Genomic DNA, 26,576 nt, shown 5'->3' with positions numbered 1-26,576 from the left:
GGACTGGGGGGTCGGGCAGGGGCGTAACGACGGTTTGCGCGTGAGCCGAACCTGGGTTAAGTGGCAGTCATTTTTTGCCGGGGGCCAGGCCCGAACCGACGTTGTTGGCATCAAAGATCATCGCGACTTTGGTGCCCTGGTTGCAGTTGACGTTCAGGTTGAAGTCTTTGGCGGTCACACGGCCAGCGGTTGGGTTTTCCGCGGTGCCCATGTCCTTGATCGACACGTTGCCCATGTCCACCGAAATAGTGCGGTCGGAGTTGGCGCCGTCTACCGAGCAGGCGTCGTTGTTGATCACGCCGGTGAAGGTGATTTTACCGCTGCCGCCCAGGGTAGGCGTCGGTGCCGGATCATCGGCAAATGCACTGCCGGAAGCGGCGATAATGGCCGAGGCGATAACAGCCAGGGAAAACTTCTTCATGATGAGGTCCGTAAGTGTTAGTTGGAAAATGCTGTTGTTGAACTGCGAGGAAAGAATAAGAGACGAGGCGCTGCGAGCGAATAAGACGATTCTTATAAGCCGCGCAATAGACGGGTTAGTTACACCCCAAGGCGGGTGGGAGGCCAGTAAATAAAGGGCCAAGCCATTGCGTGGGAATGGCTTGCACGTTGTGCTTAGTTGAAGATGTTGCGCGCCAGGCAATAGGCGAGAAGGTCCTGATCGCTGCTCACTTCAAGTTTGCGCATGGCGGATATTTTTTGTGCGCTGATGGTTTTTGAACTGCGGTTCTGGCGGCGCGCAATATCACTCACGCTCATGCCGGAAATAAATAAGCGCAGGATCTCGAACTCTTTGGGCGACAAGCTGGTAAAACGCTCGTCGATGGCGGTGAGGGTCTCGATCACCGAGGTCTTGGGCGGCTCCAGGCTGCGATAGGCGCTCTGTTCTGCAATCGCCTTGAGTGCCAGTTGAATCTCGGTGTGCAACTGGCTTTTCTGGATGATGCCGACCACGCCTAGCTCTTGCAGGCGAGTGAGGATCAGGTGATTGGAGATCATTGTCAGGATCAGGATCTGTACCTGCGGAAAATGCCGTTTCAGGTATTCCACCAGCTTCAGGCCATCACCATAGGGCGAGTCGCCCGGCATGTTGTAGTCGGTGATCACAATGTCGGCGCCCTGATGCTGCAACAGCTCGATCAGGCCCGTCGAACACACGGCTTCGCCCACCACCTGAAAGCGCGTATCGCGCTCCACCAGCTCGCGTACCCCGAGCAGCACGATCGGGTGATCGTCCGCGATAACCACGTTGAATTTTTTCATAAAGGGCCGTCCGTAGTGCCTGTTCAAGTGAGGGAAGTGTGCCCGGGCTGGAGCGTGTCCAGGACGGCCGACAGTCGCTGCATCACAGTCTTCACCTTGAGTTCAAGTGAGGTGTCGAGGCTGCCGCGGTTGAGTGCGCTTTCCAGTTCGATGCAGGCTTGGGCCAAGTCGAGCGCCTGCACCGCGCCCAAGGCGCCGGAGGCCGAATGCAGCAGCTGGCCGAGGGTGCGCGCGTCGCGCTGCGCGAGTGCCGCGCCGATACGCTGCAAGTCCTGCTGCACGCTGCTGATGAACAGCGGGCGCATTTTGTCCGACAGCTGCACGCTGTCGTCGAACGTCTCGGGCGGCGGTTCGACTGGTGGCTTGACGTTGCACTGCTTGACCAACTGCGCGCGCAAGGTTTGTAGGCTCAAGGGTTTAACGATCCAGGCATTCATGCCCACCGCCAGGCAGCGCACGCCTTCTTCGCGCATGGCGTTGGCGGTCACGCCGATAATCGGCAACTGCCGGTCATGCGCCCTGAGGGCCTTGGTCAGTTCATAGCCATTCATCAAGGGCATGTTCACGTCAGTCAGCACCAGGTCGAATGCTTGCGGTTGCCACAGCTGCAGCGCCTGCTCGCCGTTGGCCGCCAGGGTCACCGAGCAGCCGAGCGCCTCCAGTTGTTCCTTGATGATCGCCTGGTTGACTGGATTGTCCTCCGCCACCAGGATGCGCAGCCCCAGCTGGCCTGCGCTTTGCGGTAGGGCGGCCGGCGGATGCTCGTGCTTGCCGTGCTGCGCCAACGACACGGTGGCGGTAATGGCGCGCACGTCGTACATGTCCACAACCCAGCCCTGTTTCGTGTGCCGCGGCGGAGTGTGCGCGCCCGGCAGGCACAGCACGCGTTGGCCGGGCCAGGGGCGGAGGGGCTCATTGGGCAGCACATCGACCAGCACAGCGTGGCGGCTGTCCTGTTCGGGCGTGGACGCCGCCAGGGCTGCCGTAATACCCAGACGATTGAGCCAGTCACACAGCGACTGCGCCAACTCGCGCACTGGCGCCTGCACATACACAGGCGTTGGGCTGGGTTCGATCAGCGGTGTGTTGGTCAGTGCACCGCTGCACAGCGGCAGGCGCATTTTCAGGGTAAAGCTGCTGCCCAGGCCCGGTTCGCTGACCACCTTGATTTCACCGTCCATCATTTGCGCCAGCCAGCGGCAAATCGATAGTCCCAGCCCGGCGCCGCCTTCGCTGGCGGTGTCTGGTGCCTGGTAAAACACGTCGAACAGCTTGGCCTGCTGCGTCTCGGGAATGCCCACACCGGAGTCGGTGACCTGCCATTCGAGGTCGACGTTGTCGGCGTCGAGTGTCGTCACTCTGGCGCGAATCACCACGCGTCCGATATCGGTGAACTTGATGGCGTTGCTTACCAGGTTATTGAGAATCTGGCGGATACGCATCGGGTCGCCCATCACACAGTCCGGCAGTTGCGGATCGATGCAGCTGTAGAGTTGCAAACCCTTGCGCTGGGCGAAGGCGGCGTAGGTGTGCAACGTGTCTTCGAGCATGTCCAGCGGGCAGAACTCCACGGCTTCAATCGCCATTTGCCCGGACTCGATTTTCGATACGTCCAGCACATCGCTGATCAACTGGAACAGCGTGGCGGAGGACCGCTGAATCGTGTGCAGGTAAGTTTGCTGGTGGGGGTCCAGGTCGGTCAGGCCGAGCAATTCCAGGGTGCCGAGCACGCCATACAGCGGGGTGCGAATTTCATGACTCATGGTTGCCAGGAACAGTGTCTTGGCCTTGTTGGCAGCATCGGCGGCGCGGCGGGCGTCCTCCAAGGCCTGGGCGTCGTCGATATGCCGAGAGATGTCGTTGAATGCATACAGGCGCACGTCCTCGGCCTGGTAACGGGTGGAGACAAAGCCGACCTGCAAGTGTCGGCCTTCGATCTCCAGGTGCGTTTCGCCGCTTTCGGCGTTGTCGTGCACACCGGCCAGGGCGGCCACCAGGCGTGCAGTGCCCGGCCATTGCTGGGCGCGCTGGTTCTCGATTAGCACCTTGGCGTCGCTGCGCCGTACCACACACAAACCGGTGGGGGCGGTGTCGATAATCACGCGGCTGAATGCCACGCTTTCGGCAATCCGCTCGTGGGCCAGACGCGCCGGCGCAATAACCTGGCGCCGGTACCAGCGGCTGCCGGCCCAGCCCAGGGTAATCAGGCTGCCTAGCAGCAGCGCGAGGGTGCTCAACGGCCACAAAGCCGAATGAAAGAAGTGTGAGTAGTTCAGGCCATAGATCGCGCTCCAGGGCTTGTCGCCCGCCTGGGTAATCTTGAATTCAAAGCCGTCTGCGTTGAAGTGCACGCCATCGCTGAGCGGCGCTCCCACTTCGGGGCCGATCAACCGGTTGCCATCGGGAGCAATCAGGGTAAAGCGGTCAAATGCCGAGTGTTCCAAGGCGCGCTGCACGTCGTCGACCTGAGCCATGTCGAGCAGGGTGCCGACCACCGCCTGGCCCTGGCCGTCGAGGGGCAGGCCGATGTAAGCCAGCAGGTGCTCGGGCGCGGGGCCGGTCTGCCAGTAAACGCGGTTCTGTTCCAGCGGTTGCGGCGTTTGCTCAAGGGTTTGTTGCACCTCGTTAACCAGCGTCACCAGGTTGCCGGTTTCGTCGGTGCTTTCCCGTCGCTGGTAGCCCACCGACGGCACGGTGATGGCGTAGTTCGTCTGGCGATTGAGCACAAAGGTTTGCGGCGCCTCATACGGCGATGACGACCAGAAGGCACTGAAATAGCTGGTCAGGTGCGCGCCCAGGGCAAAAATCTGCGCCCGGGCGGCGGGGCTGACCTGTTGCTCGTCGAACTTGGCGCTGAACGGCACCGAAAACGAATACTTCTGGCCTTCGTACAGGGTGCGGTGGTTGTCGACCATGCGGCTTTTCAGGCTGACCTGAACCTTGGTGGCGCGCAGCAGTTCGGCTTGTATGCCCGGGTGGGTCAGGCTCTTGAGGTACGACTCCTGTTCCGCCAGGTTCTCCATCAGGCGCGCGAAATGAAAGCGCGTCGCGCCGTAGCGGGTTTCGATCCCGCGTTGCAGTGACCAGTAGTTGGTCAACACCAACAGTAACGCGATACCGAGCAGCACCATCAGGCCTTTGTTCAGGCGCAATGAGCTGCGGGTAAAGGCTTCGAGGACCGCGTTGTTGTGCTTCATCAGGGGTTTCCGCAAGCGCAGGATAAATCGGCACAGGATGGAGCTTACTCCTTAGTATCGAACAGATAATCCGTGGCCGCCAACTAGTGAGATGTCGCGGGGCCATCATTGTTCAGTAGTTGTTGAAATTGTTCAGAAGAAACCGCGTGAGAAATCAGGAAACCCTGCACCTGATTGCAGTCAACCTTGCGCAGCAGGGCCAGTTGCTGCGGTGTTTCCACCCCTTCTGCCACCACGGTCAGGCCGAGTTTGCGCCCCAGCGCAATAATGCTCGCCAGGGCCTGGGCCATGCCCTCGTTGTCGTGGCAACCCTGTACCAGCGCCTGATCGATCTTCAATTCGGTAAACGGCGTGGAGACCAGGTTCAGGTATGAGCTGTAGCCCTTGCCAAAATCATCCTGGGACAGGCCGAAGCCCTTGATGCGCAGGCGGCAGGCGCCGGCGTAGAAGTTGCTGATGTCCTGGGGCACCGAACATTCCATCAGCTCGAAGCAGATCATTCCCGGGATGCCGTCGTGGTGCAGCACAAATTCCAGTAAGCGGTCGGCCAGGTCGTGGCTGTTGAGCAGGTGGGTGGGCAGGTTGATCGATACCGGGATTTCGTAGCCTCGTTGGCGCCAGCGTTCCTGGGCGAGGATCGCCTGCTTGAGCACCACCCACAACAGGCGTTCCTCCAGCTCGAATGCTTTGATCGCCGGCAGAAACGCGGCGGGCAGCATCACGCCCTGCTCGGGGTGCATCCAGCGTACCAGGGCTTCTGCGGCGACGATGCGCCCGTTGGCCAGGGATTTTTTCGGCTGGAACCAGGCCTGGAGCTGGCCTGAGCTCATGGCCTGGAGCAGGGTGTGGCGGTCGATGTCCAGGTGTTCGGGCAATGCCGGGGAGGGCCTGCGCACGTTGTTCCTGAGCTGGTCCACCAGGCTGCGCAGGGCGTCGGCGGCGACGGGTTTGGAGATCAGCCCGATCACTTCCACGTCGAGATTTTTCGCCACCAGGCTTGCCGCCATCAACATGCGCCGCGACGCCGCGCTCATGATCGCCAGTGCGGGCTTGCAACGCAGGCTGGCCAGGCACTGGATAAATTGCACGCCGTCCATGCCGGGCATCAGCAGGTCGGTCAGTACCAAGTCGAAATCGCGCTGGCGCAGACGCTCCAGCGCTTCTTTGCCGTCCTCGGCGGTTTCGAGCATGAAATCCCCCAACTCACTGAGCAGGTGCTGCAGGTAGATGTGCTGCAGGGGATGGTCCTCGACGATCAAAATACTAAGGGGCTTCATGGGTGATCCGTGCATAAGGCGCCAGGGAGTTGAATAGAGCCCGCAACGCAAAGGGTTTGACCAGGCAATGGTTCATGCCGGCGGCCAGGCACAGGTCGGCCTCGCCGCGCATGGCGTTGGCGGTGGCCCCGATGATTGGCAACGGGCAGCCTTGGCGGCGCAGTTCGCGTGCCAGGTCATAGCCGTTGATGTGGGGCATGTTCACATCCGTCAACACCACGTCGAAGCTGCCGGCGGTGTACAGCTGCAACGCTTCCTGACCATCAGCCGCCAGCTCCACGGTGCAGCCGAGTTCTTCGAGTTGGTCACGCAAAATCAGCTGGTTGATGATGTTGTCCTCGGCCACCAGCAGGTGCAGGTTGAGTTTGTTCAGGTCACGCTGGCGCGTCTGTTCACCGGTGCGGGCCACCCACAGCCCTTGCGCCTGACTTACGGCTTGATGAATCGCGCCAAGGTGGTTGAGGTTGACGTGCCAGGCGCCGGCGTCTGCCTCCAGCGCGGTGCAGGTGTTGGTGCTGACGTGAATCACCGGCCCCGGCCACTCCGGCGCCAGCAATGGATCGACGCTGCCAGGGTGCACTTGCAGCAGCAGATGGCTTTCGGGCAGCGTCGGCAGGCCGGCCTGGGCGCGTGCCCCCCAGCGGCGCAGCCAACCGCTGATGGAATGCGCCAGCTCCGGGATCGGCGACACCACGTAAATGGTCTCGGCCAACAGCGGCGTCATCGGCGGTGTCGGCGCTTCTTCCAGCGGCAGGACCAGGCTGAAACTGCTGCCCAGCCCCAGTTCGCTGACCATGCGAATATTGCCGTTCATCAATTGGGTCAGGCGCTGGCAGATTGGCAAGCCCAGGCCGGTGCCGGCGACCACATTGGTGTTGCCTTCGCTCTGGTAAAACGGCTCGAAAATCATCGCCTGGTCTTCCTGGGCAATGCCTTTGCCGGTGTCCGAAACCTGCCACAACAGGCTCGAGCGCTCGCCATCGCGGCCGAGCACTTTGACCCGCAGCACCACGCGCCCGTAGTCGGTGAACTTCACCGCATTGTTCAGCAAGTTGTTCAGAATCTGACGGATGCGGGTTACGTCGCCGATCAGCCGTTCCGGCAACTTCGGGTCGAAGCAGGCATACAGTTGCAGGCCTTTGCCCTGGGCGGCTGCGGCGTAGCCCTGGATGATTTCGTGGACCAGGTCCAACGGTGAAAACTCGCTCATCTCCAGCGCCAACTGCCCGGCCTCGATTTTCGACACGTCCAGCACGTCGCAGATCAGTTGCAGCAAGGTTGAAGACGAGCCTTCGATGGCATGCAGATAGTCTTTTTGCTGGGCGTCCAGTTGCGTGCGCGCGAGCAGTTCCAGGGTGCCGAGCACGCCATACAACGGCGTGCGGATTTCATGGCTCATGGTCGCCAGGAACAAGGTCTTGGCCGCGTTGGCTGCATCTGCCGACTGCCGCGCTTCTTCCAGCGCCGCCTCGACTTGCTTGCGCGCACTGATATCGCTGAAGGCGCAAAACAACACGTCCTCGCCCCTGTAGCGGGTCGGCGCGCTGCTCAGGTACAGGTGGCGGCCGTCGATGGTTTCAAAGTAATCGCTATGCTCGTTGGGTGCGTCGGCGAAGGCCTGTTCGATCCAGCCGGCACGCAACGCCTCGCGCTCCGGGCCGTGGCCCAGCCATTGTTGGGCCAGGGTATTTTCCAGCACCACTTGGCCATCGGTGCGGCGCAGTACGCACAGGGCGACGGGCGCGGCCTGGATCACATCACGGCCGAACGCCTCACTTTCGATCAACGCCTGGATGCGATGGATTGAGGGAACGATGAAACGCTGGTCGACGCGGCGCATCACCAGCCAGATCAGCGTCAGGCTGAACAGGCAGAACAGCAGCGAACCGAGCAGCTGTTTCCACAGGCCAGCAACCACCGCACGCAGGTCGATGGAGTACATCAACTGCCAGTCTGAGGACTTCAGGTGCTTGCGGATCACCAAATGATCGGGCAGCAAACCGCTGCCGACAAAGCCGAAAAAGCTGTCTTCGCCGGGCCGCAGGTGTTGCTGGCGCAGCTGTGTGTCATCGCTGTTGGTGAACACCAGCATGCCTTGTGAGTTGAGCATCATGAACTCGCCGGCACTCTGGTCGCTGAGGGTAGAGGACACTTCGCGGCTTTCCATCTCCAGGCCCAGCCAGCCTGAGTTCGGGTCTTGGCGGTCCATGCGGATAAAAATGTACAGGTGCGAGTGGTGCTCGGTGCGGTCGCTCAGCCACAACTCGTTGAGCGTCGCCGGGTCGCTGTGTTGCAAGGCTTTGAGGCGGTTGAGCATGCACTTGGAAATCGGCAATACCTGCGCGGTCGCGTCATACAGGCGCATTACTTGCGGGGCGGGGCCAGCATTCACGTAAAGCAGGTTGAGCTGCTTGGCCTTGAGGTAGTCGCGCAGGCGCTCGGTCAGCCACATGCTCCACGGGTTGCCGAGCGTGTCGCCCAGTTGCACCTGTTCTTCTTCCGGGGAGGCGGGGTAAATCTTCGAGTGTTTACGCACCGCCGACAGGCTCAGGCTTTCGAGCAAGGCTTCGCGGTTGGTGAAAAAGGTATGGGCTTGGGCGATAGCGCTGCTCATGTAGCCACGGCGCTGGGAGATATCGTTATTGAAGGTTGACAGTAGAAAAGTGTAGACGCCGCTGAGGATGCCGATGAGCAGCACGGTCGCAAAAATACGAAGCAGCCTTCTGGCTGCTTCGGGTCGGGAGAGGACGGGGTTGATCTGGAGCAGATAACTTTTCAATCGCATCGGTGGACTTTAAGCGTCGACCTTTGCGTGTGGCATAAGACGATCCTTAAAAGCCACTACTTGTAGTACATATCCACCACCACTGCGGCGTCGAATGCGCCGGGAATCGGCAGGGTGCGCCACTTCAGGTCGGCGCGGAATTCGTCGTGGCTTTGGCCCAGGCCCATCAGCTCCTGCAGGGTGAACCAATTGTTGAACGGCAACGGTTGCTGGCTCTCGGCGCGAGACAATGAGATGCCCACCGATGTGTTGTTATCCGGCACCAGCAAGCTGTTGATCACGCTGCCGCCGCCCGGCGTGGTGGCGAAGCGTGCGCTGACGGTGTAGGGCGTGTCACAGCCCTTGCGCAGGTTCAGGCTGAAGTTCGCGCTGCTGGCGACTTCGCCGATTGACGCCTTGCGCGACGGCGTGGGGAATTTGACCACGCTGGGGGTGATGGTCAGCTCGGGCGTGCACGGCACGAAGCGGATGCCGTTCATGCCAGTGACCACGTAGTTGAAGTTACTGTTGGGCCGTGAGTTGAGCCCGCGCACGCCGTCGAGCTGGAACACGCGGTACGACGTCAAGGTACTGGCCTGGCCGCTCGGTGGTGTGGGGTCGTACTTCTCGATGAACACGCTGAAATTGAGCGTGAAGCGCGCCTTGTCCCAACCTTTGCAGTTGGCCAGGTTGCAGCCACGATCGGAAAAGAATCCGGTGCCGACCTTGCCGGTGCTTTGGGTAATCGGCTGGTTGTTATAGCGAATGCCCACGCGGATACCCGTTCCGATGCTGACGCTGGCCGGGTTGACGTAGAAGTACACTTCTTCGCGGCCGACGCTGTAGTCGTCCTTGCAGATCACATTGGTGGAGCGCGGGCCGGACTCCCAGATGATGCTGCCGTTGGGCGCATCGGCAGCTACCGCCAATGCGGTGCCCAGCGCCTCTTGGGTGATGATCGAGTTGGTGCCGTCCTCACGGCAGGCCAGTGCGTGGCTGGTAGCGGGCAGGATCGCGCCGGCCCACAGCAGCATGGGTAAAAAACGTTGGGTGAGTGACATTGGTGTAAATACCCCGCGAATCATCAGTTAAGTGCCGCGCGATGGCGGGCCTGCAAACCGATATCGGTGATTTCGGTGAAATGGAGGGTGGTGCCTTTGGGCAAGGGGCTCGGCGCGGTCAGGGTTTTGCTCTCGTACGGCTTGAGCAGCAGGTAATCGCTGAGCGCCTCGTTGTCGGTCTGCAGGTTCACCAGCGACAGGTGAAACGCGCTGGGGTTACGGACCGTGACGGTGCGCCCGTCGCCGCTGCTCCAGACCAACTGCTGCACCGCTTCAGCCGAGCCACCTTGGAGCGCGGGCGGCCGATAGAACAGCTTGAGCCGCTGGCGTATCGCGAATTGCACGCTGTTGGGGTCTTCGGGTTTGAGCGGGATTTCCATGATGTTGAGCCAGAACAACGATTCGCGGTCGCTTGGCAAGCCTTCACCGGCATACAGGATGCGCAACGGGTGATGCTCGCCGGCGGCCAGTTGCACCAGCGGCTCGGTGGCGGCAAACGGCACGGTGCGGTCGGTGGCTTCGTCCTCGCCGGTGATCCAGGTTTGCACCACGACCTCACGCGGCGCCTGATTGACCACGTTGATGGTGGCGCCCTTGTCCTGGCCGAAATAGATCAGGCGCGTGCCTTCGATCTTCAGCGCGGCGCTGGCGGGCGGCGGGGCCAGGGCCAGCAGCCCGCAGGCTAAAATCACCAGTCTAAGTAGAAACATGAGCAAGGATGGATTCCATGGGGGCGTGTGGGAACGCAGCCCATGGTAGGGGCTGGGTGGGGCGAGGGCTTTCAGGCGATTCTTAAAAGTGGGCAGGTGTACCCGGCGGCCGTTTCAGAATCGCCTTAAAGTCAGCTTTCACCCCTGACGGGTAACGTGATCAGCGTTGAATGATCGACGCGGATGCCCACCTGTCAGGTTTACCCTATGTCCAATAAAGCGTTACGCCTTCTGATTGCCGATGCAGACCTTCTGCAGCGGATCAAGATCGAGAAAATGCTCAACCAGCTGGGCTATTACCGCATCGCCCCCTTAAGCGCGTTCGACGAGCTGCAGGCGTTGACACGCACTGACGGCGTGGCGTTCGACCTGTTGATCATCAACACCGCGCTGGTGCACTCGCGGCAGGTCAACCTGTTGAAGTACTGCCACGACAACCCGCTGATCCGCCACACGCTGATCTATGACGGGCAATGCGCGCAGAGTTCGGTGGTGTCGGTATCGGTGAGCCAGACCCTGCACCTGTCGTTGTCACAATCGCCGGACTTCAACTCCCTGCGCCGCTGCATGGAGATTGTCGACCCGGACCATAGCCTGCCACCCGTTGAGCGGCCGACACTGCGCGCCGTCGACAGCCGCGTCAGCCACCTGTCGACGGCGCCGCGCGGCCTCTACCAGGGCGACCCGGCGGTGATAGCGTGTGCGGTCGGGTTGTCGCCCAAGCGCTGAGCGTTATGGCGCAGCATCAGCCACGCCAGACGGGCAGGTGGTCGTCGCCCAGCGTCCAATGGGGTTGCCTTGGCCGCAAGCAGACCCCGCCGCCCCAACGCTCGTGGCTGGCGTGGTCCAGCCAATAGGCGTCGCCGTTCAGCACGGCGTGCCCCAGTGGCGTTAACGTCAGAGCGCGGCGCGGCCATTCGTGCTCGGTGCCGAAAACCTCGATCAGCTCCAGCTTGTGCGGTGCCTGTTCAAGACCGGCCAGCGCGCGGATCAGGAGCAGTTGGTCATAGGCATCCGCCCCGCACCACAGCACGCTGTGATCGGCGTTGGCCAACGCTTCGAGCTGGTGGTACTCATCATTGACGCGGCGGGCTACATCAACCGGGTCCAGGGCAAACGCCTGGCTGCTAAACGCGCTGCGCATTACGCGAAATGCTTCACTGGGCAGGTCGCGCACCGGCCCCATGCACAGTGGGTCGGTGAGCATTCTGAACTGTCCCTTCAACCCTGCCACTTGCAGGCTGTGGGCAATGCCATTGCCGCAACGCCAGTGGGTGGTACGGGCTGCATCGCAGACATCAAACGTGGGGTGGCGGGCGGCGAAATCGAGGGCGTCGACATGCGCCTTGAGCTTGGGCCAACTGCTGAAACCGAGTTGCTTGGCGACCTGCCATTGAGCCTGGGACAAGGTCGCGTTGGGGTCTTGGCTTTTCAGGTGCGGCCACAGTTCCTTGGCGCGCTTGCGCTGCTGCTCAAGGTTGAGACGGCCCTGGAAGTGTGGGAGCGAGTTCGGCTGGCAGCACAGCAGTGCTTGGCTTTTCTGTGGGAGCTGGCTTGCCTGCGATGGCGGTCTTGGGGCTGGCGCTTCTAGTTAGGTAGATTGAGTACATATCCGTTGCTGCGGTAACGGCCGCCTAGGGTTCCGCTCTTACAGCGGGTCACTTTTGGCAAACGCCCGGAATGCCGGCCCAGCCAAAAGTAACCAAAAGGGCTCTTGCCCCACCACTCGGTGCCTCGCCTAGGCTCGGCAGGCCAGAACGAAGGTTTGAATCCGTGGGCCACGGATTCAAGCCTGCGTTCGGCCATCGTGGTTAACGGGGCCTGTCAGATCAAAAGCAGATCAAGATCAAAATCTACAGCACGGCTGCCTAGTAGCCGACCTGAGTGGTTGAAGCAAAAGCAGGGCAACAGCACAGCGGAGCAGCGCACTCTCTGTCTGATGTACGGAGATCCAAATGTGGGAGCGGGCTTGCTCGCGAATGCGGTAGGTCAGTCAGCTCATGCGTAACTGACCCACCCCATTCGCGAGCAAGCCCGCTCCCACAGTTTTGACCGAGTTCAGTTGCCAGCACCGTAGCGCTCTGCTTTTCTGTGGGAGCAGGCAAGCCAGCTTCCACATTTAGCTATGTATAGTCCCTTACTTATCTGTTCTGGCATCCATGGTCTTTTGATGCTCAGCCAGGAACGGTTGCTCCGCCGGGTCAAAGCGGTCAATCCCGGCGGTAAAACGATGCCAGTATGGATACAACGGCTGGCGACGCGTCACCGCTTCGATGCGTGAACGCTGCTCCTCGGTGAGTTTCAGTTCGGTCGCCGCGAGGTTGTCGCGCAGGTGTTCTTCGGTGCGAGCGCCGACGATCAGCGAGGTAATGCCCGGGCGATCCTTGAGCCACGCCAGGCACGTGCGCGCGACCGACACACCATGCTCATCACCCACGGCCGCGAGGGTTTCGATGATGTCCAGCGCGCGTTCCTGGTCATGCACATAGGGTTCCGGCCAGCTACTGCCCTGGCGGGTATTGGCCGACGGTGTGTGCCCGCGACGGGTCGAGCCGGTCAGCAGGCCTTCGCCCATGGGGCCCCACACCAGCGTGCCGATGGACTGGTCGAGCGCCAGCGGCAGCAATTCGTACTCGGCTTCGCGAGATTCCGGCGTGTAGTAAATCTGTTGGGTGATGGGTTTGAGCATGCCGTGCAACTCGGCCTTGCCCAGGGTTTTCATCATCTGCCAGGCGGTGAAATTGCTGGTGCCGAAGTAGCGGATTTTCCCTGACCCGACTAACAGCCGCAACGCTTCAAGGGTTTCCTCGATCGGCGTCAGGCCGTCCCAGTTGTGCAATTGGTAGAGGTCAATGTGATCGGTGCCCAGGCGCTTCAAACTGGCTTCGCAAGCGCGTATCAGGTGGTAGCGCGAGGAACCGGAGTTGTTCGGGTTGTTGTCCATCGGGCTGCGGCCCTTGGTGGCCAGCAGGATGTCGTGGCGCTTGTCGCCCAAGGCTTTGCCGACGACTTCTTCGGCGAGGCCGTGGGAGTAGAGGTCGGCGGTGTCGATCATATTTACCCCAGCGTCGAACGCGATGTCGAACATGCGCTTGGCCTGGGGCACGTCCACCGAGCCGCATTTTTCGAACTCGGCGCGACCGCCGAAGGGCACGGTGCCCAAGATGATTTCGGACACCAGCAGGCCCGAATGGCCCAGTTGTCGGTAGTGCATGTCGCCTCCTGTTTTACGTTGCACGTGAAGGTGTGAACGACATGAAGGGCGATAGTTTGAATTTTTTCATGAAATCTTTGTGCACCTGCAGCACCATTGCGCCAACAGGATTTAAGAGGAACACCGCGTCCATGAGCGCACTGATAGAAACCCGAGCCCTGACGCGCAGGGATGAGCGCCGCCAAGTGGCCTTGCTCCAACCCACGGATTTCACCTTGAACAGCACCGACCGCGTGTCGATCACCGGCTCTTCCGGCTCGGGTAAAAGCGTGTTCCTGCGCGCGCTGGCGCTGCTGGATGCGCCCAGCGCCGGGCAGATTTTGTGGAATGGCCAGCCCATCGCCAATGCAGAGATTCCCCATTACCGCAGCCACATCAGCTACTTGTCGCAGCGCCCGGCGCTGCTTGAGGGCACGGTGGAAGATAACCTGCGTTTTCCCTTCAGCCTCAAGACCCTGCGCAAGCGCAGCTTCGATCTGCAGGCGGTCACCACGCTGCTGGGGCATGCCGGTAAAACTCCGGACTTTCTGCAGAAGAATGCCGGTGATTTGTCGGGCGGCGAGTCTCAGGTGGTCTCGTTGATCCGCACCTTGCAGCTGAACCCTGAAGTGCTGTTGCTCGACGAACCCACCGCCGCCCTCGATCCCACCTCATCGCGTGATGTGGAAGCGCTGATCGACGCCTGGTTTGCCGGCGATAACTCGCGCGCTTTCATCTGGGTGTCCCACGACCTCGACCAGGCCCAACGCATGAGCGCCATCCACCTGCACATGAGCGCGGGCGTGCTGAGTGGAGCGGCCCAGTCATGAACTATCAAAACCTCACCGCGCTGGACATGGGCATCGCTGCCTCGCTGATCCTGATCAATGGCGCGCTGTCATTGCTGTTGCGCCTGGGCCTCGGTCGCCAGTTGCTGTGGGCGGCGGTGCGCACCGTGGTGCAATTGTTGGCCATCGGTTATCTGTTGGGCTGGGTGTTCGAGTTTGCCTACTGGTACGTGGTGCTGCCGCTGATGTGCGCGATGACCTTGATCGCCGGCCTGTCAGCAGCGGGGCGTGGGCGCAGGACCTATCGCGGGCAACGGGTCGACAGCATCCTGTCGGTGTGGGGCAGCTCGTGGCTGGTCACGGCGGTGGGTTTGTTTGCAGTGATCCGCATCCACCCGTGGTACGAGCCGCAATATGCGATTCCGATTTTGGGGATGATCCTCGGCAACACGCTGACCGGCGTGTCTTTAGGGATTGAGCGTATGACTCAGGAACTCACCTCTGGGCGTAACACCATCGAGATGATCCTGGCGCTCGGCGGTTCACGTTGGGAAGCCGCCCAGGAAGCGATTCGCCAGGCGGTGCGCGCCGGGATGATCCCGACGTTGAACCAGATGACCGTGGTCGGCATCGTCAGCCTGCCCGGCATGATGACCGGCCAGGTGCTGGCGGGGGAGAGCCCGGTGGACGCGGTGCGGTATCAGATCGTGATCATGTTCCTGATCGCTGCGTCGTCGGCGTTGGGTACGGTGGGAGCGGTGCTGCTCACGTACCGGCGGCTGTTTTCTATTAGCCACCGGTTTTTGCGCGATCGTCTCGAGGAACGCTGACAGAGCAGCCAACTCAGCTCAAATGTGGGAGCTGGCTTGCCTGCGATAGCGGTGTATCAGTCGCCGAATAAGTTGACTGAACCACCGTTATCGCAGCCTCGCTAAAGCTCGACAGCTCCCACAGGGGTTAGCGGGAAGGCTTCAATCCAAATCCGCCACACCAAAATCCAACACCACTTTCATCGCCTGAGTCTTGTCCGCCGCCAACTCAAACGCTTTTACCGCCTCACCAAACGGCACGGTATGCGAGATCACCGGGCGCACATCCACGATCTGGCGATTGAGCAAGTCCACCGCCTGGGCAAACTCCGCATGGAAGCGGAACGTGCCACGCATATCAATCTCGCGACTGACCAGCACATTCAACGGCAGCGACACGTCACCGCCCAAGCCCACCGTCACCAGCACGCCGCGCGGGGCGATGCATTCCAGGCCGTTGCGCAGGGCCTGGGCGCTGCCGGAGACTTCGAACATCATGTCGAAATAGCCCTTTTCGGCGGTGTAGCGCTTGAGCGCATCGGCGCCGTCGGCAAGGTTGTGGGTGCGCGTGGCGCCCATTTTTTCGGCGCAGGCGAGGGCGCTGGCGGACAGGTCCACGGCCACGATTTCACCGGCACCGGCGGCGCGCAGGCTGCCGATCAACAGGTTGCCGATCGGACCGCAGCCGGTCACCAACACGCGTTTGCCGAACACCGCGCCGGCACGTTGAATGGCGTGCAAGCCCACTGACAGGGGCTCGGCCAGTGCGCCCTCGGCGAGGCTGACGTGGTCGGCCAGGCGATGCGCCTGGTGTGTCTCGATCACCAGGCTCTGGCGAAACGCGCCTTGGACATGCGGAAAGGGCATCGCGCTGCCGTAGAAACGCATGTTCAGGCAATGATTCGGCAGGCCCTGATGGCAATACCGGCAACCGCCGCACGGGCGCGACGGCGACACGGCAATCCGCTGGCCGATCTTGAACAACCCGGCCTCACTGCCCACAGCGTCGATCACCGCCGACACTTCATGGCCGAGCACCATCGGCTCGCGCAGGCGCACAGTGCCGAAACCGCCGTGCTGGTAATAGTGCAAGTCCGAACCGCATATTCCGCCACGGGCGATGCGTACGCGCAGTTGATCGGGCGCGAGGGTTTGCGGTTCATCCTGCGGATCGACGCGCAGGTCTTTTGAGGCGTGACAAACGATAGCGTGCATAAAGCTCTCCGGGTTACAGCGACGCGGTGATGCCACCGTCGACGTAGAGGATATGACCGTTGACGAAGCGGGCGGCATCGCTGGCGAGGAACACGGCGGCACCGGCCAATTCGGCCACCTCACCCCAGCGGCGGCTCGGCGTACGTTGTACCAGCCAGTCGCTGAACTCAGGATTGGCCACCAGCTTGGCGTTCAGTTCGGTCTTGAAATAGCCAGGGCCGATGCCGTTGATCGTCAACCCATGCGGGCCCCAATCGATGGCCATGCCCTTGGTGAGCATTTTTAACGCGCCTTTGCTCGCCGCATACGGCGCAATCCCCGGGCGCCCCAGTTCACTTTGCACCGAGCAGATATTGATGATGCGCCCACGCTTGCGCGGGATCATCACCCGCGCCACGGCTTGGCCAACGAAGAATGCGCTGTCGAGGTTGGTGCTGATCAGTTCGCGCCAGTGTTGTTCACTGTAGTCTTCCAGCGGGCCACGGCGTTGCATGCCGGCATTGTTGACCAGGATCTCCAACGGCCCCAGGCGCTCTTCGATATCGGTCACGGCGGCCTGGATCGCCGCGCTGTCGGTCACGTCAAACGCCTGGGTGTGTACCTCCAGGCCCTCCACTGTCAGCATTGCCGCCGCATCGCACAAGGTGCTGCGGTTGCGCCCATTGAGCACCACCCGCGCACCGGCTTGGGCCAGGCCACGGGCAATCGCCAGGCCGATACCGGCGCTGGAACCGGTGACCAGTGCGAGCCGGCCATCGAGGCGGAAGGTGTCTAAAAAGCTGTGCATGGGGCGTCTCTCCCGGCGTGCTTAGTGTTATAAGCAAAACCGTTTTAAGGTTGCTTGGATGGGCTTCACTTCACGCCAGTGAGGGCTTTAGGTCCAATGTTCATTTATGATTGAGTGATCAAATTCTGTGATAACCAAGAAGGCTTTATGGAGCTAAAGCACTTGCGCGCCTTTGTGGTGCTCGCCCAAGAGCTGCATTTCGGCCGGGCGGCTGCGCAGTTATCGATTGTGCAACCGGCGCTGAGCATGCAGATCAAGTTGCTGGAAAGTGGCCTGGGTGTGCGTCTGCTGGAGCGTAATCGCCATTCGGTAACGCTGACTGACGCAGGGCGGGCGTTCTTGCCGGAGGCCCAGGCTACTTTGCACCAGGCTGCGCGGGCGGCGGATGCGGCGCGGGCGTCCAGCCGTGGCGAAATCGGCCGAGTGCGCCTGGGGTTTGTGTCTTCGGTGCTGCCGCAGTTGTTGCCGGCGTTGATCCGCGCGGTGCACCAGCGTTATCCGCGTATCGAACTGGAACTCAAGGACATGCCCGGCCCCGATCAAGCGGCGGCCTTGAAAAACGGCCAGCTGGATTTCGGCCTGATGCGCCTGCCGGCTGCGCACCCTGGCGTGCAGACCCGCGTCGTATTGCGCGAAAGTTTTTGCGTGGCCTTACCCATCGATCATCCCTTGGCGGCCCGGGAAACCCTCCAGCCCACGGACTTAATCAACTTGCCGGTGTACATCCTCGCACGACGTTATGCGCCGGGGTTCTATGACGCGTTTATGCAGGCGTTGGGCATCACGCTGGACATCGCCTCGGAGCTGGGCGAGTTCACCACCATGCTTGCGCTGGTCTCTGCCGGGTTGGGCGTCGGGGTGTTGCCGCAGCAGGCGGCTCGGGCATTGCCGGCCAATTGCGTGTCGCGCCACCTCGAGCTGGGAGCGTTTCAGGCCAGCACCGGCCTGGCCTGGGCCGAGTTGGACAGTGCAGTGAAGACCCGGTTGTTCAACCTGATCATGGAATTGTTTGGCGAGTGATTGTTTCGCCAGGTGAAATGCTGGATTGTAAATCCTGGTGATTCCCGCGATCAGCCCAGCGGTAGACCATGCCTGGCGTCGATACCCCACTTTTGGAGCCTTTCATGTCCCAGCCTTCGATCAAACTCTATGGTTTCCCGCTCTCCGGCCACTCCCACCGGGTTGAACTGATGTTGTCGCTGTTGGGGCTGCCGAGCGAGTTCATCTTGGTGGACCTCAAGCAAGGCGCGCAGAAGTCAGCGGATTTTATGGCCAACCTGAACAGCTTCGGCCAAGTGCCGGCCATTGACGACAACGGCACCGTATTGGCCGATTCCAATGCGATCCTGGTCTACCTCGCGACCACCTATGGCAACGGGCAATGGCTGCCGAGCGACCCCGTGGGCCAAGCGCGTGTGCAGCGCTGGCTGTCGGCCGCCGCCGGTCAACTCCACGACGGGCCGGCTGCCGCGCGGCTGGCGGTGGTGTTTGGCGCCGAAGTCGATACCGTGAGCGCCATTAACCGCTCCCATGCCCTGTTGAAACGGGTGGAGCAGCAATTGAGCCAAAGCCGCTTCCTGGCCGGTGAGCAGCCGAGCATTGCCGATATTGCTTTCTACACCTACGTGGCCCACGCGCCGGAAGGCAATGTGTCACTGGCCGACTACCCTCAGGTGCGCGCTTGGCTCGCCGCGATCGAAGCCTTGCCGGGTTTTGTCGGTATGCCGCGTACGGCAGTAGGTTTGCAATCGAAGTAAGGTGAACACGCTGTGGCGAGGCAGCAAGCTCCCTCGCCACAAGTAGGTGGTGTTCAGTTGATAGAAGGGGAGCGGATGGACCGATTTCATGAAATGCAGGTCTTCCTGGCGGTGGCCGAGGAGGAGGGCTTCGCCGCCGCCGCGCGTCGCCTGAAAACCTCGCCGCCCAGCGTGACCCGGGCCATTGCCGCCATGGAACAACGCATCGGCACCCAACTGCTGGCGCGTACCACGCGCAGCCTGCATCTGACCGAAGCCGGCCAGCGCTATCTGGAAGATTGTCGACGCATCCTGGCCGAACTGGATGAGGCCGAGGAAGCGGCAGCGGGCAGCTACTCGATTCCGTGCGGCCACCTGACGGTGACCGCGCCCGTGTTGTTTGGCGAACTGTATGTGGCCCCAGTGTTGGGCGAGTATCTGGACCGATTTCCCCTGGTGAACATCAACGCCTTATTGGTCGACCGTGTGGTGAACATGGTCGATGAAGGCGTGGATGTGGCCGTGCGTATTGGCCATTTGCACGAGCCGGGGCAGCAGGCGATCAAGGTCGGTGAGGTACGCCAGGTAGTCTGTGCTGCACCCGGTTATCTCGACCTGCGCGGGCGGCCGTTGCGACCTGAGCACCTGCGTGAGGCAAAGATCGTCACCTCGTCCTCCAGCCAGTTGGTCAGTGAGTGGCGGTTTGTCGATGGCGACCAGCCGCTGACCGTGTCCATCGAGCCGCGGTTAGTGGTGACGGCTAACACTGCAGCGATCAACTTGGCGCGTTTGGGGTGGGGCGTTACACGGGTGCTGTCTTATCAGGTCGCGGCAGCGGTGGCGGCGGGTGAGCTGGAGATTATCCTTGAGGACTTCGAACCGGTACCGCTGCCGATTCAGGTGGTGTTCCAGAGGACCGGGCGCGTACCGGCCAAGGTCCACACCTTTGTCGATTTCCTCAACCGTCGCCTCGGACAGGACGCGGCCCTGAACCCGGCAATGAGGCAGCGCAGCTGATGGAGCGTTATCGCGACATGAAGCTGTTCGTGGCGTTGGCCGGGCAACCGAGCCTGGCTTCGGCGGCGCGTGCTGCTCAAGTCTCAGTCCCAACCCTTATGCGTGCGCTTGCCCGCCTGGAGGTACGCCTGCGTGTGCCGTTGCTGCAGCGCAGTACGCGGGGCGTTAGCCTGACCGACGCGGGCAGCGCTTACAGGGCTGACTGCGTGCGCCTGCTGGCTGCTGTGGATGCCGCCGAAGCCTCGGCCAGAGGCTTGCACGTGCAGCCTCAGGGCAATCTGCGGGTGTTTCTGCCGTTTCTGTTCAGTCGCTATGTGATGGCGCCGGTGTTGGCCGGCTATATGGACTGTTACCCCGACGTGCGGCTCGTCGCTCACTATCACGACTATTACCCGAACCTGCATGAAGAGGGGCTGGATGTGGCGATCCTCGTCGGTGAGCTGCCCAATTCGTCGCTGATCGCGCGGCCGGTCGGCCACGTGCGGCCTATGCTCTGCGCCAGCCCTGGCTACCTTGCCCTTCACGGCGAACCCCTGCACCCGAACGACCTCAAACAGCATCACTTGATCGCCAACACCGATCAGGTGCACTGGGGCTTTCAGCACTGCCACTTGAAGGCTCGCGCACGCCTCGCTTGCGCCACGGTGCAGGGCGCGATCAATGCTGCCGTGCGGGGCGCGGGGTTGATTCGGTGCCAGAGTTACCCGATTCACGAGCACTTGCTGAGCGGGCAGCTATGCCGCGTGTTGCCCGCGTTTGAACCACCGCCGTTGCCGGTGTATGTGGTTTACCGCGAGGCCCGCAATGCGCCGATGCGCGTGCGCAGTTTTGTCGACCACTGCGTGGCGGCGCTGCGTGAACATCCGGCATTTCAGTTGACGTAATGGTGGATTGCCCGGCGTGGGTATTCTCTCGATGGATGGCTGAGCTTAGCCTCTGCACATCCACTATGAGGTGATCGCGATGAACCTGATCGAACAGTCCCCCTGGCATGCCGGCGAACGGCAGATGCAGGAAAGTGCCGGCGTTGCCGAGCGCATGGCAGTGGTCGGACCCAAGGTGATCCGTGATCATTTGCCGGAGCAGCATCGGGATTTTTATCCGTTGCTGCCGTATCTGGTGTTTGGTGTGGTGGACGTACAGGGCATCCCGTGGGCGACACTGCTAGAAGGCGCGCCGGGGTTTGCCCACTCACCGGATCCGCAGACGTTACAGGTCGACAGCATGCCGTCCAAGGGCGACCCGGCGCTGCCTGCATTACTCTGCGGCGGGGCCGTGGGCCTGCTCGGTATCGACCTCAACACCCGCCGCCGTAACCGCCTGAATGGCCGCCTCGGCCGCCTCGATCAGGAAGGTTTCTCGGTCGACGTGGTGCACACGTTCGGCAACTGCCCCAAGTACATCCAACTGCGTCCGGTGGACGCGATTGCACGCAAACCCGGCAGCCTGGCCGAGCGCTCCAACAGTCTGGATGATGCGGCACAGGCCATGATCCGCAACGCCGACACCTTCTTTGTCGCAAGCTTTGTGGACGTGCAAGGCCAGCGTTCGGTGGACGTCTCCCATCGCGGTGGCAATACCGGATTTGTGCGCGTCGACGGCAACGTACTGACCATCCCCGACTTCGCCGGCAACCTGTTCTTCAATACCTTGGGCAACCTGTCGGCGAACCCGGTGGCGGGGTTGTTGTTTATCGATTTCGACTCGGGCGACGTGCTGCAGATTGCCGGTCGCACCTCACTGATCCTCAGCGGCCCCGACGTGGCCACGTTCGAAGGCGCACAGCGGTTGTGGACGCTGACCGTGGAGCACGTGGTGCGCCGCCCGGCAGCGTTGGCGTTACGTTGGCAGTTTGCCGAGTTTTCACCGTTCAGCCTGGCGATGGGCCGTTGGCCGTGATGTTTAGAGCAGTCGGGTTCTTTCGGGCGAGCGGTCTTATTGTGGCAAGCCCGCTCGTTGCCCCTGTGCATTCGTGCCCGCAGGCGGGTTACAGGGTGGTATTGATTAATTTTAAGGACGGCAAACCTGCTGGTATGCCGGTCGACGCTCTCAGCGGTTTTCTGAATGCCGAGGGCGAGGCACAAGGCCGGCAAGTGGGTGTGCTGCTAGAGGCCGAGGGCGCGTTGCGGGTGGCGCAACGCAGACCCTAAGAAACGCCAGGTTGGATGCGGGACTACCCACGTTCAACCGGCTTCATTTGGACGCTGCAAGCACCGACGCATCCCTCCACGCGCCCCCCAGCGCCGTGTACAGATTAACCTCCGCCACCAGCTGTGCCAGCCGGTCCACAATCAGCGCCTGTTGCGCGCTGAACAACGAGCGCTGCGCATCGAGGAACGTCAGGTTGCTGTCCACGCCGCTACGGTAGCGGTGTTGGGCCAGGTCGTAATAAGCCTGGTTGGCGGCGACGAAATCACGTTGCGCCTCCAACTGGTCGTTGAAGGTTTGGCGGGCAGCGAGGCCGTCGGCGACTTCCTGAAAAGCTGTCTGGATCGACTTTTCGTACTGGGCCACGCTGATGTCTTTTTGCAGTTTCGCGTAATCAAGGCTGGCACGCAGGCTGCCGGCGTTGAAGATCGGCAGGTTGATCTGCGGCTGGAAAGTCCAGGTGCCCGAACCACCCTTGAACAACCCCGACAGCTCCTTGCTGGTACTGCCGGCATTGGCGGTGAGGGTGATCGAAGGAAAGAACGCTGCGCGGGCCGCACCGATGTTCGCGTTGGCCGCTTGCAGTTGATATTCGGCCTGGAGAATATCCGGGCGCCGTTGCAGCAGGTCCGAGGGCAAACCGGCGGGCACGCGCGCCACCAAATCATCGGCGAGCGGCCGCGATGGCAGGTTTTCATCCACGGGGGCGCCTACCAGCAGGGCCAGGTTGTTGAGGTCCTGGGCGACTTGGCGTTCATAACGGGCGACGCTGGCGCGGGTGCTTTGCACCGCCGTGCGCGCTTGCACGACATCCAGCGCTGAAGCCTTGCCCGCATTTTTGCTGCGGCTGGTGAGTTGCCAACTGTGGTCGTTGGCTACCAGCGTTTGCTGGGCCAGCGCCAGCAGTTCCTGGTCGGCACGCCAGGTCAGGTAGGCATTCGCCACATTGGCTACCAGGCTCAGTTGCGTGCTGCGCCGCGCCTCTTCGGTACCAAAATACGTGAGCATCGCCTGTTCGCTGAGGCTGCGCACACGGCCGAACAGATCCAGTTCGTACGCGCTGAGCCCCAGGGTGGCGGAATAGTTGGAAGTGATCGCGGACTTGCCGGTGCCAGTCAGGTCCCCCGGCAACTTCTGGCGCTTGCCGGCACCGGTGGCCGAGATTGCCGGGAACAGGTCCGCACGCTGGATGCGGTACTGCGCCTGGAACGCCTCTACATTCAGTGCGGCAACCCGCAGGTCGCGGTTATTGACCAGCGCATTGCCAATCAAGCGCTGCAACGCGGGGTCGTGAAACAACGGCTGCCAGTCCGGCGTTACCGCTACGGTACCTGCCTGCGCCAGGCTGTAGACCCCACCTTGGGGGTATTGCGCAGGCACCGGTGGCGCCGGCCGTTGGTACTCGGGGATCAGCGAGCAACCGCCGAGCATCCAGGCCAGGCTTACGCTTGTGAGCATCCATTTGTTCATCAGGCGCCCACCATCCATTTGGCCAAACCATGTCGGCCACTGACGCCCAACTTGGCCGCAGCGCGTTTGAGGTAGGTTTCAATCGAGCTGTTCTTCACACTGAGTTTTTCCGCCATTTGCGGCACGGTGCCGCCGGTCAACAAGCCCAGGCACACTTCCTGTTCGCGCGCCGACAAGGTGATATCGCTGAGGGACAAACGCTTATAGAACTCGCGCTGCAACTGCGACTGCTCCAGGGTGTCGTGAACAGGTTCGGCCTCTGTGTGCGGTGCCTGGCGCAGGATCTGCGCATGCCGCTCCATCAGCGGTAACAGGGTGTCCGACAGGCACTTGAGAAACGACAACTCGGCCAGGGAAAACCCCTGTTGGGTGGGCGGGCGATAGAACGAAATCACGCAGCGTCGATTGCCCTGGCGTGACACCAGGTTGCACTGGTGCGAGCTGCCGCGCGGGTGTGCGCTGTTGGCCTTGGCTTTCATCTGGATCAGCAGCGGGTCCTGCATGCGCAGCATTTGTCGCAGCAGTGGGTGGTCCTTCAACGGGTGCAGTGTTTGTGGCGCAGACAAATCCTTTTTCAGCCCGGCACTCCCCAGTAGCTTGATCTCGCGCACGCTGTCGCGCAGTTCATCGAGGGTCCATTCACTGAGGTCAACCAAGTGGATAGGCACCCACTTGTCCACCAGATGCAGCATGTAGGCGGCGAAGTTTTCGTGGCCGCTGTTTGCAATCAATTCGCCCATTTCGGCGTAGAAATGCGGGCTTTCAGCAATGCCAATACTGCGGGTCAGACTCATAGCCATCTCATCCTTGATGTCGAAAACCGTCAACGGGCGCCCTGGGTCTGCGCGGGGCGGGCCGTACTCCTTGAACGTAACTCGGCGTTCGAAGTTTTATTTAGCCATAGGGATTTGTCCTACGTATGTAGCGGAAACGAGGGACACAACCTGCCATAAAAAACACGTCATTAATTCGACGTTTCTGACGGTGTATTCCGCATACGTAAATCACTGAGTTAATTTTAGGGGTAAATAACTAATTGATATTAAAGAAAATATATTCAGCCTAAAAATTTCTAGGCGTAACGACATCAGCCATATATAGCCAATTTCCTACAGCCCTTTAATCGTTTCAGCAATGAACCTTCAGCCATGCCCGTTCCTCGCCACTCGGATGTCCGGGTTTCGGGTGACAGACAGCCCCTGACCCCCATGCTCAAATCCGGCAATTTCGGCGTAATCGGCCACCCAGCGCGGCCACTGCCTGACACCCATGAGAAGGATCTTATGCAGTATTCCTCAAGCTTGCCGGCCAGCTTCCCCCTCACCGCCGCCCAACAGGACATCTGGCTCGACCAACTGCGAGTGGGCGAGTCACCGCTGTACAACATTGGTGGTTATGTCGATTTTGCGGGTGCCGTCGTGCCCGATTTGATCCAGCGCGCGGTTGCGCTGCTGGTGGCCAAGCACGATGCACTGCGCACTCAACTGCACAGCGACGCCGATGGCTTGCCTCGGCAAACCTTCGTCCCAGAGTTGACGGTGGACGTACCGTTGCATGATTTTTCCAAGCAACCCGATCCGTTGGCTGCAACCCAGGCCTTGATGCAAGCGCACATGGCCCAGCCTTACGCCATGGCCGGCGAGCCGCTATTCAGGTTTTTTCTGGTCAAGCTTGACGACGATCACTACCGCCTCGGCACCCAGGCCCACCACCTGATCCTTGATGGTTGGGGGTTTGGGCAGATGCTGCAGTCCTTGGCGCGGCTCTACACCGACGTGCAACACGATCGGCAGCCGGAACCGCAGGCACCTTCGTATATCGACTTTATCGACACCGACCAGCGCTACCTGCAATCGGCGCGTTACGCCCGCGACCGCGCCTACTGGCTGGATAAATACCAACGGTTACCCGAGCCACTGCTGACGCCCCGGCACACTGGCCAAGCGCCGAGCAGCACCCTGGTGGAAGTGTTCCCCGTGGCGCTGCTCAACCGCATGGAGCACGTCGCCAACCGCTACCAGGCGTCGGCCTTTCATGTAGTGCTGGCCGCTCTGTATGTGTATTTCACCCGCACCAGCCAGCGTGATGAGTGGGTGGTGGGGCTGCCGATTCTTAACCGTTCCAACGCGCGTTTCCGCTCCACCGTGGGCTTGTTCACCCAGGTCAGCGCGGTGCGTTTTCAGTTCGACGAGCAGTTGCCGTTCAGCGCATTGGTGCGCGGCGTGCGCGACCAGCTCAAGCAGGATTTGCGCCACCAACGTTTCCCCTTGAGCGAGATGAACCGGGAACTGGGCCTGCGCCGCACCGGGCGCGCTCAGTTGTTCGACCTGTCGGTGTCCTTTGAGCAGGACGACCACGACCTGCGTTACGGCCAGGTGCAGGCGCGTGCGATCAAGGTGTCCAACCACCATGAACCGCTGCCGATTGCCATCCATTTGCGCAGCAACCGTTACCAGGAGACTGCGTGCCTGCACTGCGTGTACAACGAGGCGTACTTCAAGCATGACGAAGTGCAGGCGTTGGCGCAGCGCTTTACCTGGCTGCTGGAGCAAGGGCTGGAAAATACCGCGTTGACGGTCGCTGAGTTTTCCCTGGTGACACCCGACGAGCAGGCACAGTTGCAGCAGTGGAACGCCACCGCGCAGCCGAGCGCTGCAACGCAAACCCTGCACGGGCGGATCGAAGCGCAGGCCGTGTGTACACCGCACGCCGTGGCGGCGACGTATCAGGGCGTGGCACTGACCTACGCCCAGCTCGATCAACAGGCCAATGCCTTGGCCTATCAACTGCTGGAACACGGCGTGCAGCCGGATGATCGCGTGGCGATTGTGGCCCGACGTAGCCTGGAGACCTTGGTGGGGTTGTTGGCGGTCTTGAAGTCCGGCGGCTGCTATGTGCCGGTAGACCCGGCCCATCCTGCCGACCGCCTGAACTACCTGTTGCACGACTGTGCACCCGTGGCGGTGCTGACTCAGCAGGATCTGTTGCATCGCCTGCCTGCACTCGACGCACCGGTGATCCGGCTCGACAACCCGACCGCTCACCTCGGTGGCAGCCCGCGTGTAGCGGTCACGCCATCGAACCTCGCTTATGTCATTTCACCCTCAGGCTCCACCGGGCATCACAAAGGGGTGATGGTTG

General features: G+C 61.4%; 21 protein-coding genes and 1 pseudogene. 9 read left to right on the top strand and 13 right to left on the bottom strand.

All coding sequences use genetic code 11. The features are described 5' to 3' along the window. Positions 1-70: 70 nt before the first annotated feature. The 7 genes and pseudogenes from E0F99_RS19540 to E0F99_RS19510 all read right to left on the bottom strand — a co-directional run. Positions 71-421, bottom strand: a pseudogene (locus E0F99_RS19540) (fimbrial protein); the annotation flags it as partial. Between the two features lie 194 nt (positions 422-615). Continuing rightward, positions 616-1,263, bottom strand: a complete 648-nt coding sequence (locus E0F99_RS19535; protein WP_083357792.1) for a response regulator — start codon at positions 1,261-1,263, stop codon at positions 616-618. A 23-nt stretch (positions 1,264-1,286) separates the two neighbouring features. Next, positions 1,287-4,460, bottom strand: a complete 3,174-nt coding sequence (locus E0F99_RS19530; RefSeq protein ID WP_083357793.1) for a hybrid sensor histidine kinase/response regulator — start codon at positions 4,458-4,460, stop codon at positions 1,287-1,289. A gap of 83 nt (positions 4,461-4,543) precedes the next feature. Further along, positions 4,544-5,737 (bottom strand): response regulator cyclic di-GMP phosphodiesterase PvrR, encoded by a 1,194-nt coding sequence (gene pvrR / locus E0F99_RS19525; RefSeq protein WP_083357794.1) that lies wholly within the window; start codon positions 5,735-5,737, stop codon positions 4,544-4,546. Continuing rightward, entirely contained in the window at positions 5,724-8,522 is a 2,799-nt protein-coding gene (locus E0F99_RS19520; RefSeq protein WP_083357795.1) for an ATP-binding protein, read from the bottom strand. The genes pvrR and E0F99_RS19520 overlap by 14 nt, the downstream gene beginning before the upstream one ends. A gap of 56 nt (positions 8,523-8,578) precedes the next feature. Further along, positions 8,579-9,535 (bottom strand): fimbrial protein, encoded by a 957-nt coding sequence (locus E0F99_RS19515; RefSeq protein WP_232000145.1) that lies wholly within the window; start codon positions 9,533-9,535, stop codon positions 8,579-8,581. A gap of 50 nt (positions 9,536-9,585) precedes the next feature. Then, a complete protein-coding gene (locus tag E0F99_RS19510) occupies positions 9,586-10,272 on the bottom strand; it encodes a fimbrial biogenesis chaperone (protein ID WP_232000146.1) in 687 nt (228 codons plus the stop codon). 207 nt (positions 10,273-10,479) lie between these two features. Here E0F99_RS19510 and E0F99_RS19505 point away from each other — a divergent pair, with 207 nt between their 5' ends. Next, a complete protein-coding gene (locus tag E0F99_RS19505) occupies positions 10,480-11,001 on the top strand; it encodes an ANTAR domain-containing protein (protein WP_083357798.1) in 522 nt (173 codons plus the stop codon). 16 nt (positions 11,002-11,017) lie between these two features. Here the strand turns inward: E0F99_RS19505 and E0F99_RS19500 are convergent, their stop codons facing one another. Both E0F99_RS19500 and E0F99_RS19490 read right to left on the bottom strand, forming a co-directional pair. After that, positions 11,018-11,797 (bottom strand): DUF1835 domain-containing protein, encoded by a 780-nt coding sequence (locus tag E0F99_RS19500; protein ID WP_083357799.1) that lies wholly within the window; start codon positions 11,795-11,797, stop codon positions 11,018-11,020. A gap of 612 nt (positions 11,798-12,409) precedes the next feature. Then, complete coding sequence (locus E0F99_RS19490) at positions 12,410-13,486, bottom strand: aldo/keto reductase (RefSeq protein WP_083357800.1); 1,077 nt, start codon at positions 13,484-13,486, stop codon at positions 12,410-12,412. 131 nt (positions 13,487-13,617) lie between these two features. Here E0F99_RS19490 and E0F99_RS19485 point away from each other — a divergent pair, with 131 nt between their 5' ends. Continuing rightward, complete coding sequence (locus E0F99_RS19485) at positions 13,618-14,295, top strand: ABC transporter ATP-binding protein (RefSeq protein WP_083357801.1); 678 nt, start codon at positions 13,618-13,620, stop codon at positions 14,293-14,295. After that, positions 14,292-15,083, top strand: a complete 792-nt coding sequence (locus tag E0F99_RS19480) for an ABC transporter permease (protein WP_083357802.1) — start codon at positions 14,292-14,294, stop codon at positions 15,081-15,083. Before E0F99_RS19485 ends, E0F99_RS19480 begins: the two co-directional genes overlap by 4 nt. 141 nt (positions 15,084-15,224) lie before the next feature. Here the strand turns inward: E0F99_RS19480 and E0F99_RS19475 are convergent, their stop codons facing one another. Next, positions 15,225-16,277 carry an L-idonate 5-dehydrogenase gene (locus E0F99_RS19475; protein ID WP_083357803.1) on the bottom strand — a complete coding sequence of 351 codons (1,053 nt, stop codon included), beginning with the start codon at positions 16,275-16,277 and terminating at the stop codon, positions 15,225-15,227. Positions 16,278-16,290: 13 nt separating this feature from the next. Beyond that, a complete protein-coding gene (locus tag E0F99_RS19470; RefSeq protein WP_083357804.1) occupies positions 16,291-17,064 on the bottom strand; it encodes a glucose 1-dehydrogenase in 774 nt (257 codons plus the stop codon). A gap of 147 nt (positions 17,065-17,211) precedes the next feature. Between E0F99_RS19470 and E0F99_RS19465 the strand changes: the two genes are divergently transcribed. The 5 genes from E0F99_RS19465 to E0F99_RS19445 all read left to right on the top strand — a co-directional run bounded on the left by E0F99_RS19465 (position 17,212) and on the right by E0F99_RS19445 (position 21,716). After that, on the top strand, positions 17,212-18,084 hold the full coding sequence (locus tag E0F99_RS19465; RefSeq protein WP_130908879.1) for a LysR family transcriptional regulator: 873 nt from the start codon (positions 17,212-17,214) through the stop codon (positions 18,082-18,084). Positions 18,085-18,188: 104 nt separating this feature from the next. Beyond that, a complete protein-coding gene (locus E0F99_RS19460; protein ID WP_083357806.1) occupies positions 18,189-18,821 on the top strand; it encodes a glutathione S-transferase family protein in 633 nt (210 codons plus the stop codon). Positions 18,822-18,896: 75 nt separating this feature from the next. Then, on the top strand, positions 18,897-19,817 hold the full coding sequence (locus E0F99_RS19455; RefSeq protein WP_083357807.1) for a LysR family transcriptional regulator: 921 nt from the start codon (positions 18,897-18,899) through the stop codon (positions 19,815-19,817). Continuing rightward, positions 19,817-20,701: a LysR family transcriptional regulator gene (locus E0F99_RS19450; RefSeq protein ID WP_083357808.1), complete on the top strand. Its 885-nt coding sequence runs from the start codon at positions 19,817-19,819 to the stop codon at positions 20,699-20,701. Before E0F99_RS19455 ends, E0F99_RS19450 begins: the two co-directional genes overlap by 1 nt. Before the next feature lie 79 nt (positions 20,702-20,780). Beyond that, the gene (locus E0F99_RS19445; protein ID WP_083357809.1) at positions 20,781-21,716 is read left to right on the top strand and encodes a pyridoxamine 5'-phosphate oxidase family protein; all 936 of its coding nucleotides are present in this window, start codon (positions 20,781-20,783) and stop codon (positions 21,714-21,716) included. A 294-nt stretch (positions 21,717-22,010) separates the two neighbouring features. On the opposite strand, the gene adeC is transcribed toward E0F99_RS19445, so the two are convergent. Both adeC and E0F99_RS19430 read right to left on the bottom strand, forming a co-directional pair. Then, positions 22,011-23,435 carry an AdeC/AdeK/OprM family multidrug efflux complex outer membrane factor gene (gene adeC, locus E0F99_RS19435; protein ID WP_130908878.1) on the bottom strand — a complete coding sequence of 475 codons (1,425 nt, stop codon included), beginning with the start codon at positions 23,433-23,435 and terminating at the stop codon, positions 22,011-22,013. Further along, positions 23,435-24,229 (bottom strand): helix-turn-helix transcriptional regulator, encoded by a 795-nt coding sequence (locus E0F99_RS19430; protein ID WP_083360402.1) that lies wholly within the window; start codon positions 24,227-24,229, stop codon positions 23,435-23,437. The genes adeC and E0F99_RS19430 overlap by 1 nt, the downstream gene beginning before the upstream one ends. 489 nt (positions 24,230-24,718) lie before the next feature. Here E0F99_RS19430 and E0F99_RS19425 point away from each other — a divergent pair. Next, positions 24,719-26,576: condensation domain-containing protein (locus E0F99_RS19425; RefSeq protein WP_165447624.1), on the top strand; the 1,858-nt coding region annotated here is incomplete at its 3' end.

Source organism: Pseudomonas antarctica (assembly GCF_900624995.1).
GTDB lineage: Bacteria > Pseudomonadota > Gammaproteobacteria > Pseudomonadales > Pseudomonadaceae > Aquipseudomonas > Aquipseudomonas antarctica.
Note: the sequence above shows the minus strand (reverse complement) of the source record. Positions and strands in the feature narration are given on the sequence as shown.

What these genes read in the sequence shown, in the direction of transcription:
- E0F99_RS19460 (WP_083357806.1), top strand. Translation starts at nt 18,189, where the DNA reads ATGTCCCAGCCTTCGATCAAACTCTATGGTTTCCCGCTCTCCGGCCAC.
- E0F99_RS19470 (WP_083357804.1), bottom strand. Translation starts at nt 17,064, where the DNA reads ATGCACAGCTTTTTAGACACCTTCCGCCTCGATGGCCGGCTCGCACTG.
- E0F99_RS19505 (WP_083357798.1), top strand. Translation starts at nt 10,480, where the DNA reads ATGTCCAATAAAGCGTTACGCCTTCTGATTGCCGATGCAGACCTTCTG.
- E0F99_RS19490 (WP_083357800.1), bottom strand. Translation starts at nt 13,486, where the DNA reads ATGCACTACCGACAACTGGGCCATTCGGGCCTGCTGGTGTCCGAAATC.
- E0F99_RS19450 (WP_083357808.1), top strand. Translation starts at nt 19,817, where the DNA reads ATGGAGCGTTATCGCGACATGAAGCTGTTCGTGGCGTTGGCCGGGCAA.
- E0F99_RS19485 (WP_083357801.1), top strand. Translation starts at nt 13,618, where the DNA reads ATGAGCGCACTGATAGAAACCCGAGCCCTGACGCGCAGGGATGAGCGC.
- E0F99_RS19515 (WP_232000145.1), bottom strand. Translation starts at nt 9,535, where the DNA reads ATGCTGCTGTGGGCCGGCGCGATCCTGCCCGCTACCAGCCACGCACTG.
- E0F99_RS19475 (WP_083357803.1), bottom strand. Translation starts at nt 16,277, where the DNA reads ATGCACGCTATCGTTTGTCACGCCTCAAAAGACCTGCGCGTCGATCCG.
- E0F99_RS19430 (WP_083360402.1), bottom strand. Translation starts at nt 24,229, where the DNA reads ATGAGTCTGACCCGCAGTATTGGCATTGCTGAAAGCCCGCATTTCTAC.
- E0F99_RS19445 (WP_083357809.1), top strand. Translation starts at nt 20,781, where the DNA reads ATGAACCTGATCGAACAGTCCCCCTGGCATGCCGGCGAACGGCAGATG.
- E0F99_RS19455 (WP_083357807.1), top strand. Translation starts at nt 18,897, where the DNA reads ATGGACCGATTTCATGAAATGCAGGTCTTCCTGGCGGTGGCCGAGGAG.
- E0F99_RS19520 (WP_083357795.1), bottom strand. Translation starts at nt 8,522, where the DNA reads ATGCGATTGAAAAGTTATCTGCTCCAGATCAACCCCGTCCTCTCCCGA.
- E0F99_RS19530 (WP_083357793.1), bottom strand. Translation starts at nt 4,460, where the DNA reads ATGAAGCACAACAACGCGGTCCTCGAAGCCTTTACCCGCAGCTCATTG.
- E0F99_RS19480 (WP_083357802.1), top strand. Translation starts at nt 14,292, where the DNA reads ATGAACTATCAAAACCTCACCGCGCTGGACATGGGCATCGCTGCCTCG.
- E0F99_RS19510 (WP_232000146.1), bottom strand. Translation starts at nt 10,272, where the DNA reads ATGTTTCTACTTAGACTGGTGATTTTAGCCTGCGGGCTGCTGGCCCTG.
- E0F99_RS19535 (WP_083357792.1), bottom strand. Translation starts at nt 1,263, where the DNA reads ATGAAAAAATTCAACGTGGTTATCGCGGACGATCACCCGATCGTGCTG.
- E0F99_RS19465 (WP_130908879.1), top strand. Translation starts at nt 17,212, where the DNA reads ATGGAGCTAAAGCACTTGCGCGCCTTTGTGGTGCTCGCCCAAGAGCTG.
- pvrR (WP_083357794.1), bottom strand. Translation starts at nt 5,737, where the DNA reads ATGAAGCCCCTTAGTATTTTGATCGTCGAGGACCATCCCCTGCAGCAC.
- adeC (WP_130908878.1), bottom strand. Translation starts at nt 23,435, where the DNA reads ATGAACAAATGGATGCTCACAAGCGTAAGCCTGGCCTGGATGCTCGGC.